A 13,780-nucleotide genomic window follows, 5' to 3' on the forward strand; every position below is an offset into this window, starting at 1 on the left:
GTTCCTTTATGGCGAGGGGCCGAACGGCAGAGCGGCCCCATGATTCATTCATCCAGCGTCACATTGTCCAGCGTACCGGTACCGAGCCGCTCGCGACCGGAGAGCTTGATCAGCAGTCGCAGGTCGTTGGCCGAATCGGCGTGGGCGAGTGCCTCACTGTAGCCAATCTGGCCGGCGCAGAACAGGCTGAAAAGCGCCTGATCGAAGGTCTGCATACCCAGCTCGGTGGATTTGGTCATCACCTCCTTGAGGCGATGCATCTCTCCCTTGCGAATAATGTCGGTGATGAGCGGGGTATTGAGCAGGATCTCGAACGCAGCGCAGCGCCGCTTGCCATCCATACTCGGCACCAGCTGCTGGGCGACGATGGCCTTGAGGTTGAAAGAGAGATCGAACAGGAACTGGCGGTGTTTGTCTTGCGGCACCAGATGGAGGATGCGATCCAGCGCCTGGTTGGCATTGTTGGCATGCAAAGTGGCGAGACAAAGGTGTCCTGTCTCGGCGAACTGCAGGGCAAATTCCATGGTCTCCTGACTTCGGATCTCGCCGATCAGGATCACGTCTGGCGCCTGACGCAACGAACTTTTCAGCGCCACATCGAACGACTCGGTGTCGATCCCCACCTCTCGCTGGGTCACCAGACTACGACCATGCTGATGGACGAACTCCACCGGATCTTCCACCGTCAGAATGTGACCATCGGCATGCTGGTTGCGATAGCCAATCATCGCCGCCTGGGTGGTCGATTTGCCCGCCCCGGTGGCGCCGACAAACAGCACCAGCCCCCGCTTGGCCATCGCCACCTCTTGCAGGATCTTGGGTAGCTGCAGATCTTCAAAGGTGGGAATGCGGGTCTCGATACGCCGCACCACCATGCCGGGCAGCTCCTGCTGCCAGAAGGCGCTGACCCGAAAACGACCAAGCGCCTCGCGATAGATCGCGTAGTTGGCCTCCTTGGTGCGGATATAGCGCTCGAAGTGATCGCTGCTGAGGGTATCCCTGACCAGCGTCAGCGCCCCCTTCTTGTCGAGCGCCTCCCCACCCAGCGACACCAGATGGCCATTCACCTTGAGGGTGGGCGGCGAGCCCACCGTCACAAACAGATCCGATCCCTTTCGCTCGACCAGCTCGCTCAGCAGATCATCCAGATTCATCATCTATCCCTCCCTGGGTGCGAGTCTCTTAAATGCTGTTGGGATCGACGGCCTTGGCCTTGGCATCAAGGGATGCCACCACGCCACGACTAACCAGCTGCTTGAGGCTCTGATCCATGGTCTGCATGCCGTGGGTCATCCCGGTCTGGATCACCGAGTAGAGCTGGGCAATCTTGTCCTCCCGGATCAGGTTACGCACCGCCGGAATGCCCATCATGATCTCGTGGGCCGCAACCCGGCCACCGCCAATACGCTTGAGCAGGGTCTGGGAGATAACTGCCCGCAGGGATTCGGAGAGCATGGAACGCACCATGTCCTTCTCCGCGCCGGGGAAGACGTCAATGATACGGTCGATGGTCTTGGCCGCCGACGAGGTGTGCAGGGTGCCAAACACCAGATGGCCAGTTTCGGCGGCGGTCATGGCCAAACGAATGGTCTCAAGGTCGCGCATCTCGCCCACCAGAATGATGTCCGGGTCTTCCCGCAGTGCCGAGCGCAGGGCGTTGCTGAAGCTCTTGGTATCACGGTGCACTTCCCGCTGGTTCACCAGACAGCGCTTGTTCTCGTGGACGAATTCGATGGGGTCTTCGATGGTGAGGATATGGTGATGGAAGTTCTCGTTGATGTAGTTGACCATGGCCGCCAGGGTGGTCGACTTACCGGAACCGGTCGGGCCGGTCACCAACACCAGACCCCGCGGGAACTCGGCGATCTTGCGGAAGATCTCCGGCGCATCGAGATCCTCGAGGCTCAGCACCGTGCTGGGGATGGTACGAAATACCGCGCCCGAGCCGCGCGCCTGCTGGAAGGCGTTGACCCGGAAACGGGCCAGATTGGGCACCTCGAACGAGAAGTCGACCTCGAAGTTCTCCTCCAGCTCCTTGCGCTGATGGTCGTTCATGATGTCGTAAATGAGGGCATGCACTTCCCGGTGTTCCAGGGCGGGCAAATTGATCTTGCGAACCTCACCATCAACCCTGATCATCGGGGGAACCCCGGCCGAGAGGTGTAGATCCGAGGCTTTATGCTTTACACTGAAAGCCAATAACTCTGTGATATCCATAGACTTGTCATTCTCCCATCACAAGATCACTAACGAAATATGAACCAGATTGCCCAGCACCTGTTTCAGGTAAAGGAACGTATTGCCCAAGCCGCCGAACGAGCGAGCCGCAACCTGCAGCAGATCCGCCTGCTGGCCGTGAGCAAGACCAAACCTGTCGAGGCCATCATGGCCGCCCATGCCGCAGGTCAGCGCTGCTTTGGCGAATCCTACGCTCAGGAAGCAGCGGCCAAGATCGATACCTTGCGCCAGCAGCCGGAATATAGCGACATAGAGTGGCACTTTATCGGCCCTTTGCAATCGAACAAATCCAAACTGGTCGCCGAACGGTTTGACTGGGTGCAGAGCGTGGATCGGGACAAGCTGATCGACCGCCTCAACAACCAGCGTCCCGCCAGCATGGCACCGCTAAATGTTTGTCTGCAAATCAATATTAGCGGAGAGAGCAGCAAATCCGGAACGTCGGAACAAGAGATTTTCCGCCTTGCCGAGCTGGTCTCCCACAGTGACCGACTGGTGCTGCGGGGGCTGATGGCCATTCCCGAACACACCAGTGACGAGAGCGTACTGGCCGCCCAAATGACCCGTATGCAGACTCTGTTCACCGAGCTTGCGCGACAATACCCCACTGTGGATACCCTCTCGATGGGGATGACCGAGGATCTTGAACTGGCGATAGCCCACGGCAGCACCATGGTGCGGGTCGGCACCGCCATCTTCGGCGCCCGTGACTACTCATAGGCAAGGCCAGCGGATAACCCATACGTCCGCCTCTTGCCACGACTTCATCAACAGGAGCGTTTGATGGAACACCGAATTCTGGCGTCAGGTGGTGCAGGCAGCACCCACCCCGCCGCGACCCCATGTGCAACAGGAGCATCTGATGCAGCATAGAACGCTGGCCTTTATCGGCGCGGGCAACATGAGCCGCAGTATCATCGCCGGACTGGTCAAGGCGGGTTATCCCGCCGGGCAGATCACTGCTGCCAACCCGAGCCAGCCCAAGCTGGAGGCGCTGGCGAGCGAACATGGCATTCGCATCACCCAGAGTAATGCCGAGGCGGCCCGTGACGCCGAAGTGATCGTGCTGGCGGTCAAGCCGCAGTTGATGGCCGGCATGCTGGCCGCGCTGGTTGAAGAGCTGGGATCCCTTGAGGGCAAGCTGCTCATCTCCATCGCGGCCGGTATCAAGGTTGCGCGCCTTGGCGAGATGGCCGGTGGCCACGACCGCATCATCCGCACCATGCCCAATACCCCGGCCCTGCTGGGTCTGGGCATGACCGGCCTCTATGCACCCGAACATATTGCCGCCGTGGATCGCGAGTTTGCCGAGCAGATGATGCAGGCGGTCGGCAAGACCCTCTGGGTAGAGCAGGAGTCCGGCATCAACGGCGTCATCGCCGCAGCGGGCAGTGCTCCGGCCTACTTCTTCCTCTTTATGCAGGCGATCGCCGAAGAGGCGGAGGCGATGGGTTTCTCGCCCGATCAGGCTCGCCTGCTGGTGCAGCAGACCGCGCTGGGCGCAGCCGCCATGGTGGAGCAAAACCCGGAGCTGGCGCTGCAGACTCTGCGTGAGCAGGTCACCAGCAAGGGCGGCACCACAGCCGAAGCCATCAAGACATTCCAGCAGCAGGGGCTGATGCCGCTGACTGCGCAAGCCATGCAGGCGGCCGTCGCTCGTGCCACCGAAATGGAAACCCTCTTCTAACAGGAGCCCAGATGAACACTGCTTACTTTCTGATTAACACCGTTTTCGATCTCTACCTGATGGTGATCCTGCTGCGCGTCTGGCTGCAGTGGGCCCGCGCCGACTTCTACAACCCGATGAGCCAGATGGTGGTCAAGCTGACCAATCCGCTGGTGATCCCGCTGCGCCGCGTTATCCCGGGCTTTGGCGGCATCGATCTCGCTTCCGTGGTGCTGGCGCTGGCTGTCGCCTTCCTCAAGCTGGCCCTGCTCAAGAGCATGAACGTACTGCTGGCGGACTGGCTCAGCATCAGCCTGTTCGCCGCGCTGACTGTGCTGAAAAAAGCGGGCTCGATGATCTTCTGGGTACTGCTGATCCGCGCCATCCTGAGCTGGGTCAGCCAGGGCCGCAACCCCATCGAATACGTGATGCATCAGCTGACCGAGCCCTTCCTCGCCCCTATCCGCCGCGTACTGCCGGCACTGGGCGGACTGGATCTCTCGGTGCTGGTCGCCTTTATCGGCCTGCAAGCCATCAACTACCTGCTGGGTGACCTGTTTGGCCAGCTGTGGTGGATGATTTGATGCCAGCCGTCCTGCAACAAGGGAATGAACTGGTACTGCATCTGGTGATCCAGCCCAAGGCGAGTCGGGATCAGATCATCGGATTGCATGGCGAAGAGCTGAAAGTGGCCATCACGGCGCCGCCGGTTGATGGCCAGGCCAACAGCCATCTGATCAAGTTTCTGGCCAAGCAGTTCAAGGTGGCCAAGGGACAGATCACCATAGTGCGGGGCGAGCTGGGGCGACACAAAACCGTCGCCATCGACAGCCCCAAACAGTTGCCGCAAGAAGTGAGTGCGCTGCTGAATGACACGCAAGGCTGAATGAATCGGCCTGCGCCAACCGTAGATATGAGAGGGATGACAGATGAAAACAGCCTGGATGAGTGGCCTGCTGGCACTGCTGATGACCCTGCCGCTCAAGGCAGAACAGATGAAGGAGCTGGGGCCCTGGCTGGTGCACTACAACGCCTTCAACTCCAGCTTCCTCACCCCCGAGGTCGCCAAGGCGTATGGACTGGAGCGCAGCCGCTACAACGCCATCATCAATATCGCGGTACAGGACAAGCAGAAAGTGGCGCAAGCCGTGGGGATCACCGGTGAGGCCAAGAACCTGACCGGTACCATCCGCACCCTGAACTTTCAGGAGGTAAAAGAGGGGGATGCCATCTACTATCTGGCGGCCCTCCCCTACCGCAACGAAGACACCTATCAGTTCACCCTGAAGATCATGGGCGGCGGGCAGCAACAGAACCTCAGCTTCCAGCAGACCTTCTACGTCGACTAAGTACCAAAATGAAGCCCCGACCAAGGCCGGGGCTTCATGTTATCCATATGACAAGGGCGCCATCAGGGCGCCCTTGTTGCATTCAGTCCGTGCCGCCGTCTTGTTACAGGGCGAGGAACAGACCGGCCAGACAGGCGCTCATCAGGTTCGCCAGCACGCCGGAGAGAATGGCGCGCATGCCGTAACGGGCGATGAAGGATTTGCGCTCCGGCACCATGGAGCCCAGACCGCCGATCAGGATCGCCATGGAGGAGATGTTGGCAAAGCCGCACAGGGCGAAGGTCACGATGGCCTTGCTCGACTCGCTCAGGGTCTGATCCTGCACCAGACCGATAAAGGCGACGAACTCGTTGACCACGATCTTGGTGCCGATCAGGGCGCCAGCGGCTTGCGCCTGATCCCAGGGCACACCGATCAGCCAGGAGATGGGGGCAAACAGCCAGCCCAGAATGATCTGGAAGCTCAGATCCAGCCCTACCAGACCACCAGCCCAACCCAGCAGACCATTGAGCATGGCGATCACACCAACGAAGGCCAACAGGGTGGCACCGACCGCCACCGCGATATTGAGGCCAGACATGGCGCCATCGGCCGCCGCTTCGATCACGTTGGTGGCGCGGGGGATCTCGACATCCTGATGGTGATCGACCTCTTCAGCTCCCGGCGGCACCAAGATTTTGGCCATCGCCAGACCGGCAGGGGCCGACATGAAGGCGGCAGCGATCAGGTATTTCAGCTCAACCCCGAGGCTGGCATAGCCTACCAGGGTGCCACCGGCGACGGAGGCGAGACCACAGCTCATCACAGCGAAGAACTGGGAATCGGACATCTTGGAGAGGTAGGGTTTGACCACCAGCGGCGCTTCCACCATGCCGACGAAGATGTTGGCGGTCGCGGAAAGACTCTCGGCACGGCCGGTGCCCAGCAGCTTCTGCAAACCACCACCCAGCAGGGCGATCACCCGCGGCATGATGCCGATGTGATAGAGGATGGCGATCACCGCGGAGAAGAAGATGATGACCGGCAACACGTTGAAGGCAAAGATGAAGCCCAGCTTGAACTTGGCCAGATCACCGAACAGGAAGGCGATCCCCTCCTGACCATAACCGATCACGCTGCTTACGCTCTCGCTGACCCCGTTCAGCACGTGCTGACCGGCAGGCAGCCAGAGCACCAGACCGGCAAACATGACTTGCAGGCAGAGGGCAAGACCAACTGTTCGCAACGGGATACGACGACGATTATCAGAGCAGATGACGGCAAGCGCCAGGATACTCAGGATGCCGAGCAGGGCAATCATAGGGACTCCATCAGGTGGGGCAAAAGATGGGCGCGGATTCTGCGCCTCTCCCCACGTCACTGCAAGTCCGCTTGGTTACAACCCTGTTAGAAAAAACGTTTGCACGATATCGGTTGCGCCAACTGGCTGATTTGGTTCGATTTTAGTATCAGGAGAAATCGAGAGTTCTTAAATGGAAACAATCATTCCTCACCACCGGACAATTTCCCCCCGAGCCAGGGGGCCAGTCGCTGCTCCCAATAGGGTTCAGGGCCAAAGCGGGCCTTGAGGAAATCGATGAAGAGACGGATCTTGGGATCCAGATGTTCGCGACGGGCATAAACGGCGTGTACCGCCATCTGCTGGTTCGGTCGCCACCCTGGCAACACCGGGATCAGCTTGCCGCTCTGTAACTCCTTGTCCAGCAAGTAGTTGGCGATATAGGCGATGCCGAGCCCGGCCAGTGCCGCATCCCGCACCGCCTCCGCCATATCCACCCGATAGTTGCCCGCCACCTGCACCGTCTGGCGCTCCTTGCCCTGGCGAAACGACCACTGGTGATAGCGCCGCTCCCGACTCTGGTAAGTGATGCAGTTGTGCTGGGCCAGATCCTTGGGATGAAGCGGCGTGCCGTGGCTCAGCAGGTAATCCGGCGAAGCCGCCACCACGAAGCCAATGTCGGCCAGCCGCTGTCCCACCAGCCCTTCCGGCTTGTCCTCATAGGTGGTGAGCCAGAGATCCAGCCCCTCATCCACCAGATTGGTTCTGTGGTCGAACAGCGAGACCTCCAGCTCCAACTCGGGATAGCGATCCTGAAACGCCTTGAGATGAGGAATGACGTGCAAGCGGCCAAAAGATTGGCCCACCCCGAGATGGAGCACGCCACTCACCTTGCCACGCCGCTCGGCGATCATGGAGTCAGCCTCCTGCGCCACCGCCACCAGCGCATGACAGTGACGGGCATACTCCTGACCCAGCTCGGTCAGGACGAAGCGGCGGGTGGTGCGCTGCACCAGCTGGGCGCCAAGGGTGGTCTCCAGCAGCGCCAGCTGCTTGCTGATATGGGATTTGGAGACCCCGAGACGACGGGCGGCGGCAGAGATCCCCTGCTCGCGCACCAGCGCATCGAAGATCACCATTTGAGGAAGACGTTGCAGCACAGGATAACCGGATTGAGTGGCGGGAGCCCATTATTCCAGAGCCGCCCGCCAAGGGGTAGGGTCAGAGCCCCAGCGCCCGGGTGATCTGCAGTTTGAGGGGGTCGTCAGCCGGATTCTGGTTGGCGCCGTAGCTGGCGATCAGCTTGCCATCCCGCCCCACCAGATATTTGTGGAAGTTCCAGTTCGGCTCATCCCCATCAGCGGCCGCCGCCAGCCCCTTGAACAGTGGCACTGCATCGGAGCCCCGCACCGCTACCCGATTGAACATCGGGAAGGTGACGCCATAGTCGCGGCGGCATACCTCGGCGGTCTTGGTCTCGTTGCCCGCCTCCTGCCAGAAGTCGTTGGAGGGAAAGCCCAGAATAATCAGCCCTTTATCCTTGTAGCTCTGGTAGAGCTGCTCCAGATCGCGGAACTGGCCGCTGTAGCCGCAGTAGGAGGCGGTATTGACTACCAGTACCACCTTGCCCTCGGTCAGCTGACAGAGGTTATGGCGCTGAGAGTTGTTTAGCTCCCGCATCTCCACATTGAAATAATCGGGGCACGCCGCAGAGGCCGCTCCGGCCCCCAATAACAGCAACAGAGTGAACCATTTCATCGCCAAGACTCCTTTTGTTTTGTCCATCATACGCGGTTACCAGAGCCGCAGTTCACTCTCAATGCAGGGGAATGCCGGTCAGCCAGCCGTGGCCCCAGAACACCAGCAGCGCGGTGGCAGCCAGGCCCGCCCCGACGCTGATGCCGGTGCCAGTCCAGTTGGCCGCCGGACGGGGATATCGCTGCCAGTCCCGCACCGAAATCCAGACCATGCTCACCAGCGCCCAGAGCCCGATGCCGCCAAACAGCACCAGAGATCGCGCCTCGCTGTTGACCAGCAGATGGGCCACCGCCCAGAGCAGGGTACCGAGCAGTTGGGGATGCACCAGCCAACGGCGCAGATGGTTGGGCCCCTGGCCGGAGAAGAAGAGGATCAGCGCAAAGGGCATCATCACCGTCATGGTCATCGGCCCCCAATCCGGCAGGAAGTAGAGCGGCAGCGAGCTGGCCGAGCGCCAACCGGCGATGATGCAGGCGATGGCGACAAACACCAGCAGGGAGAAGAGCCCCTTGTAGCGATTCTCACCCAGCCGCTCGCGCAGCCGCGCCCGATGGGCCACCGCAAAACAGGGGTAGAGATGGATCAGGGTAAACAGCGCAACCCCCAGGGTCAGCAGGAACATGAGTCTCTCCTTGTACTTGGTACGACCACTATGCCGTAAAGGGAGATGTGCGCCTATCAAAACCGCGCTGACCCATGGAGTCAAAAGTGTGGCAAGACAAAGGAACAGAAAGAAAAGAGCCGATCACGATGGATCGGCAAATAAGTGCCAGGGCAGTCAGACATCTCGCGGGATGGGAGATGCCCCAAACGGGGATATTGAGTGGCCGATGGGGCGCATCGGCCGAACCGGATCAGCCCTTGAGCTGATAGAGCGCCGCTACGTTGCGCGCAGTGAGTTGAATATTGGTGCTGGCGCTCTCCAGCGCCTCCGGCAGAGACATGGCGCGGTTGACCACGGCGAATACCGCGTCCAGCCCGTGATCGTGTACCACACCGCAATCGTCGGTCAGGCAACCGGAGATGCCGATCACCGGCTTGCCGAACTGCTTGGCGCAACGTGCGACACCGATTGGCGTCTTGCCATGGATGGTCTGGCTGTCGATACGACCTTCGCCGGTGATAACCAGATCCGCATCGGCCACTTCCTCGGCCAGTTTCAACGCTTCGATGACGATCTGGATGCCAGGCTTGAGTTCGGCGCCAAGCAGACCGACCAGCGCGGCCCCCATGCCACCGGCAGCACCCGCCCCCGGAATATCCTTCACCTGCTTGCCGAGCGCCTGCTCGATGCAGTCGGCATAACGGGAGAGGTTGGCATCAAGTTCGACAACCATCTCTGGAGTCGCCCCCTTTTGCGGGCCAAACACGGCGGAGGCACCTTTCGGGCCGCACAGCGGGTTGTTCACATCGCACGCCACCTCGATAACCAGATCGCTCAGACGCGGATCCAGACTGCTCAGATCGATGGTCGCGAGCTCACTGAGACCTGCGCCGCCCAACTCGATGGCAGAGCCATCCGCTTTGAGCAGCTTGCCGCCGAGCGCCTGGATCATGCCGGCACCGCCGTCATTGGTGGCGCTGCCGCCGATACCGAGAATGAGGTGCTTCACCCCCATCTCCAGCGCGGCCAGGATCAGCTCGCCGGTGCCGAAGCTGGAGGTGAGCAACGGATTGCGCTGCTCGGGCGCCACCAGATGGATACCGGAGGCAGCGGCCATCTCGATGACGGCGCGCTCGCCATCACCCAGCAGACCGACAAAGCCCTGAACCTTGTTGCCAAGGGGGGCGGTCACTTCGACCGGCAGGATGCGGCCACCGGTGGCATCCACCAGCGATTGCACCGTACCTTCACCGCCATCGGCCATCGGCAATTTGACGTAGGTGGCGTTCGGCAACACCTGTTTGAAACCAGCCTCGATGGCATCAGCCACCGCCATGGCGCTCAGACTCTCCTTGAATGAATCGGGGGCAATAACAATTTTCATATCAATTCCTTAGGCGAGGCCAAACACGCCAAACATCAGGGTGGAGACAGTGGCAATGGTCAGACCGACTGCAGTTTCGTAAGGGATAAGTTTCAGACGCTCCCCCACCCCCATGTGGACGCTGCCACCGGTGGCGTGGAAGAAGGAGCCGTGGGGCATGTGGTCAAACACGGTGGCACCGGCATGGATCATCGCCGCCCCGGCCAGACTGCTGATCCCCAGTTCAATCAGGGTGGAGCTGAATACGTTGGAGGCCACCACGGTACCGGCGGTAGTCGAGGCGGTTGCCAGCGACATCAGGGCACCGGAGATAGGCGCCAGCAGGTAAGAAGGCAGACCGGAGGCGGTCAGGCCGCTGATCAGCACATCTTTCAGGCCGGAGTTGGCAATGATGCCCGCTAGGGTACCGGTACCCAGCAGCATGATGGCAACCGGCGCCATACGGGCGAGGCCGGAGACCGCAAACTGGTTCACCTTGCTGAATTTACCCATCATCAGGGCACCAACCAGACCACCGAGCGGCAGTGCAATCAGCGGATCCACCACGATACCGGCGACCGGCCGCAGGGCCAGCAGCAGGATGGCGACCAGCGGCGCGCTGATGGCGGCGGCAAAGCCCGGCAACTTGGCACCGGCAAAGCTCACCACTTCATCAGCAGCAACCTTGCTGCCCTTGTTGTTCAGCCGCTTGGCCAGCCAGTAGGCCATCACCAGACCGAACAGACCCGGAATGATGCCCGCAGCCATAACTGAGGTCAGGGGCAGATGGAAGGCATCAGCCGCGGCAATGGCGTTGGGGTTGGGGGACATGACGTTACCCGCCTTGCCGCCGCCGATCATCGCCAGCAGGATGGCCGCCTTGGAGAGGTCGGCACGGCGGGCAATGGCCAGCGCGATGGGGGCGACCGTGATAACGGCCACATCCACGAATACGCCGACCGCAGTCAGGATCAGAGTCGCCAGCGCCAGTGCCAGCAGGGCGCGGGTTTCACCCAGCTTCTTGACGATAGTCTCGGCGATAGTGGTGGCCGCACCCGATTCGATCAGCACGCCCGCCAGTACACCGGCCGCCAGGATCCGCATCACAGCTGTGGTGATCCCCTGGGCACCGCCGATCATCAGGGCGACGGTCTGGGTCAGATCGGCACCGCCAATCAGGCCACCGGCAAGGGCACCCACGATCATGCCGTAAGCGGGCGGCACCTTCTTCAAAATGAGGATGATGGCGATGGAGAGCGCCGCGATGGCGCCAAGGGCTGTAACCGGGATCATGACGGACACCTTCAATGGGAGTAAATGGCCGCCATTATGGAGATCTGCAATCAGAATGCTTTGGCTGAATAGCCAAAAATCACATCATGTAAATGTATTTTTTTGTCTAAATTCACAATCACAAGTCGAGATTAAGGCCGAGATAGAGCAAAAATTTGTCGTCTAACTTGTTGAAATTCAACCCGGTTATCTGCTCTATCCGCCCCAGCCGATAGCGCAGGGTATTGGGGTGAATGAACAGGGCTTCGGCACAGCGATGCAGATCACAATCCTGCAAGAAATAGTGGCGCAAGGTCTTCTGCAGCGCCCCTTTGCCATCTTCCCGGGCCAGTTTCTGCAGCGGTGTGCGCAGCTGATCCGCCTGCCATGAGTCCGCCAGACTGCCGAGCAGCACCGGCAAACGGTAATCCTCAAAGAAGTAGACCTGTTTGCGCGGCGCTTGGCGCATGCCACGGCGCAGGGTATCGCGCGCCGTCTGATAAGAGCGAGCCAGCCCGTCGATCCCGGCGAAGTAATCGCCCACCGCGATATGCACCTTGAAGTGGGGAATCCGCGCCAGCAGTTGCTTGATCCGGCTGCGCTCCTGCGCCGATTGCCAGACGCCCTCACTCAATTGCGCCGGTTTGAGCACCACTATCTCGTCGAGCCCGTTGATGGCGACCAGATTGTCCCGCTCCGGATTTTCCAGCTGATGAACCAGCTCTCGCAGACGCGCCGGATCCGCCTCCTCCAGCGCCAGCACGGCCACCACCCGAGGCTGGGCCAACTCCAGCCCGAGAAAGCGGGCCGCCTGCTGCAATTGATCGACTCGCCCCTCGCCCCGAATTAGCTGCAACACCAGCTCCTCCTTGTGGCGCTTGTCCCACTGCAACTGCTCGGTGAGCGCCGCCTGCTCCAGGATCAGCTCTGCCGTCATTCGCACCAGCTCGGCGTAAGCACGCACTTCCTCCGGATCGCCGGAAATGCCGATCACCCCGATCAGCTCCCCCTGATAGGAGATGGGCAAATTGATGCCGGGTCGCACCCCTTTGAGCTGCAGGGCTGTCGCTTCGCTGATCTCCACCACCCGGTTTTCGGTCAATGCCAGCACGGCCCCTTCGTGGCGCTGATGGATCCGCTCCGGATTGCCGGACGCAATGATGAGGCCATGTTCGTCCATCACGTTGACCGAAAAGGAGAGGATCTTCATCGCCCGTGCGACGATCTGGCGGGCAAGGTTATCGTTTAGCTGCATAACATCTCCGGACAAGGGGCTGATCTGGCAGCGCCACCACGGGGCGATTCAGAGCACATGGGCGCAAAGATGCCACATCATCAAGACAAGCGAGAGGGGGATCGCTAGAATAGGCCACTTTACCCGATGTGTGCCCCGCCATGGAGCAGGAATTGCGTGCTTGCACCCGCCTGCCCGTGATGGCCCATCCCTCCGATCTGGACTGTGCTATGGATTATGAATTTCGCCGCGACCCGTTTGGTGGCTATCGCGCCCGGTTCTCCATGGGCCATGAAGCCATCGGTCAGTGGCTGATCGACGAGGTTGGCAAGGATGAGGAGAAGCTCGACGAGCTCTTCTCCATCATTGATCAGCTCTCCAACCGCACCCGAGTCGAATACCGGCTCAACGGCGGTGACTACTCCCTGCTGCTGACCCATGAAGAGGCGGAGGTGAAAGCCAACGCCCTCAATATCGAGCTGGGTGAGGATCTTGACGATCTCGCCTACTACGATGATGAACAGCTGGCCATGTGCGGGCTGGAAGATTTTGCCCAGGTGCTCGGCTCCTGGCGCGCCTTTATCCGTAACGAGGATATGGGCTGATTGACCCAATGTCGGGCAAATGTGCCCTTTTGCCTAACTCAACAGGATTGACTATGTCTATTTACGATTTTGATGACGAACTGCCGGAAGACGAAGAACAGGAATCCACCAAGAAAGCGGCTGCACCTGCCAAGAAGAAAGGCAAGCAGGTGATGAACACTCAGGTCAACCTGAGCCCGCGCGATGCCAGCCGTCTGAACGGCATGCACGTTGAAGCGATCGCCACGCTGGACGATGTCAGCCTGCCGAAGAACGTCATCTTCAAGGCTGGCCTGATCGCCCTGGGCGAACTGGAAGCCGGCAAGCGCGCCGATATCATCGCCCGCGTGATCGCAGAATCAGGCCGCTAATCGCCCCTGAAGGCATAAAAGAAAGCCGGAGCCACTGCTCCGGCTTTTTGTTTTCCGGCCGT

The 13,780-nt window shown here is 60.4% G+C and carries 16 protein-coding genes; 7 read left to right on the forward strand and 9 right to left on the reverse strand.

The window, feature by feature from the left end:
* Nucleotides 1–44: 44 nt before the first annotated feature.
* Complete coding sequence (tapU, locus tag AB5Y99_RS15440) at nt 45–1,154, reverse strand: type IVa pilus ATPase TapU (RefSeq protein ID WP_005340356.1); 1,110 nt, start codon at nt 1,152–1,154, stop codon at nt 45–47.
* Nucleotides 1,155–1,182: 28 nt separating this feature from the next.
* Nucleotides 1,183–2,217, reverse strand: a complete 1,035-nt coding sequence (gene tapT, locus AB5Y99_RS15445; RefSeq protein WP_005340354.1) for a type IVa pilus ATPase TapT — start codon at nt 2,215–2,217, stop codon at nt 1,183–1,185.
* A gap of 39 nt (nt 2,218–2,256) precedes the next feature.
* On the opposite strand from tapT, the gene AB5Y99_RS15450 reads away from it, so the two are divergent.
* From AB5Y99_RS15450 to AB5Y99_RS15470, 5 genes are all read left to right on the forward strand, one after another.
* Nucleotides 2,257–2,958, forward strand: a complete 702-nt coding sequence (locus tag AB5Y99_RS15450; protein WP_368210068.1) for a YggS family pyridoxal phosphate-dependent enzyme — start codon at nt 2,257–2,259, stop codon at nt 2,956–2,958.
* Between the two features lie 142 nt (nt 2,959–3,100).
* Nucleotides 3,101–3,925 carry a pyrroline-5-carboxylate reductase gene (gene proC, locus AB5Y99_RS15455; RefSeq protein WP_236323104.1) on the forward strand — a complete coding sequence of 275 codons (825 nt, stop codon included), beginning with the start codon at nt 3,101–3,103 and terminating at the stop codon, nt 3,923–3,925.
* Nucleotides 3,926–3,936: 11 nt separating this feature from the next.
* Nucleotides 3,937–4,488 carry a YggT family protein gene (locus AB5Y99_RS15460; protein ID WP_005340343.1) on the forward strand — a complete coding sequence of 184 codons (552 nt, stop codon included), beginning with the start codon at nt 3,937–3,939 and terminating at the stop codon, nt 4,486–4,488.
* Nucleotides 4,488–4,790 carry a DUF167 family protein YggU gene (yggU, locus tag AB5Y99_RS15465; RefSeq protein ID WP_279460391.1) on the forward strand — a complete coding sequence of 101 codons (303 nt, stop codon included), beginning with the start codon at nt 4,488–4,490 and terminating at the stop codon, nt 4,788–4,790. The genes AB5Y99_RS15460 and yggU overlap by 1 nt, the downstream gene beginning before the upstream one ends.
* Before the next feature lie 43 nt (nt 4,791–4,833).
* Nucleotides 4,834–5,253 (forward strand): DUF4426 domain-containing protein, encoded by a 420-nt coding sequence (locus AB5Y99_RS15470; protein ID WP_279460390.1) that lies wholly within the window; start codon nt 4,834–4,836, stop codon nt 5,251–5,253.
* A gap of 103 nt (nt 5,254–5,356) precedes the next feature.
* On the opposite strand, the gene AB5Y99_RS15475 is transcribed toward AB5Y99_RS15470, so the two are convergent.
* The 7 genes from AB5Y99_RS15475 to AB5Y99_RS15505 form a co-directional block, all read right to left on the reverse strand.
* Entirely contained in the window at nt 5,357–6,553 is a 1,197-nt protein-coding gene (locus AB5Y99_RS15475; RefSeq protein ID WP_204481545.1) for a NupC/NupG family nucleoside CNT transporter, read from the reverse strand.
* 182 nt (nt 6,554–6,735) lie between these two features.
* On the reverse strand, nt 6,736–7,671 hold the full coding sequence (locus AB5Y99_RS15480) for a LysR family transcriptional regulator (protein WP_005340335.1): 936 nt from the start codon (nt 7,669–7,671) through the stop codon (nt 6,736–6,738).
* Between the two features lie 82 nt (nt 7,672–7,753).
* On the reverse strand, nt 7,754–8,290 hold the full coding sequence (locus tag AB5Y99_RS15485) for a glutathione peroxidase (protein WP_076495785.1): 537 nt from the start codon (nt 8,288–8,290) through the stop codon (nt 7,754–7,756).
* Nucleotides 8,291–8,348: 58 nt separating this feature from the next.
* The gene (locus AB5Y99_RS15490) at nt 8,349–8,912 is read right to left on the reverse strand and encodes an NnrU family protein (protein WP_042053314.1); all 564 of its coding nucleotides are present in this window, start codon (nt 8,910–8,912) and stop codon (nt 8,349–8,351) included.
* 232 nt (nt 8,913–9,144) lie between these two features.
* Nucleotides 9,145–10,278 carry a glycerate kinase gene (locus AB5Y99_RS15495; protein ID WP_106843880.1) on the reverse strand — a complete coding sequence of 378 codons (1,134 nt, stop codon included), beginning with the start codon at nt 10,276–10,278 and terminating at the stop codon, nt 9,145–9,147.
* A 9-nt stretch (nt 10,279–10,287) separates the two neighbouring features.
* Nucleotides 10,288–11,550 carry a GntP family permease gene (locus AB5Y99_RS15500; protein WP_005340326.1) on the reverse strand — a complete coding sequence of 421 codons (1,263 nt, stop codon included), beginning with the start codon at nt 11,548–11,550 and terminating at the stop codon, nt 10,288–10,290.
* Between the two features lie 118 nt (nt 11,551–11,668).
* Nucleotides 11,669–12,784, reverse strand: a complete 1,116-nt coding sequence (locus AB5Y99_RS15505; protein WP_139442973.1) for a sugar diacid recognition domain-containing protein — start codon at nt 12,782–12,784, stop codon at nt 11,669–11,671.
* 209 nt (nt 12,785–12,993) lie between these two features.
* On the opposite strand from AB5Y99_RS15505, the gene AB5Y99_RS15510 reads away from it, so the two are divergent.
* Nucleotides 12,994–13,368 carry a YacL family protein gene (locus AB5Y99_RS15510; RefSeq protein ID WP_031227767.1) on the forward strand — a complete coding sequence of 125 codons (375 nt, stop codon included), beginning with the start codon at nt 12,994–12,996 and terminating at the stop codon, nt 13,366–13,368.
* A gap of 53 nt (nt 13,369–13,421) precedes the next feature.
* Complete coding sequence (locus tag AB5Y99_RS15515) at nt 13,422–13,718, forward strand: hypothetical protein (RefSeq protein ID WP_005348860.1); 297 nt, start codon at nt 13,422–13,424, stop codon at nt 13,716–13,718.
* Nucleotides 13,719–13,780: the final 62 nt, after the last annotated feature.

It is taken from the genome of Aeromonas sp. R4-2 (assembly GCF_040908295.1).
GTDB lineage: Bacteria > Pseudomonadota > Gammaproteobacteria > Enterobacterales > Aeromonadaceae > Aeromonas > Aeromonas veronii.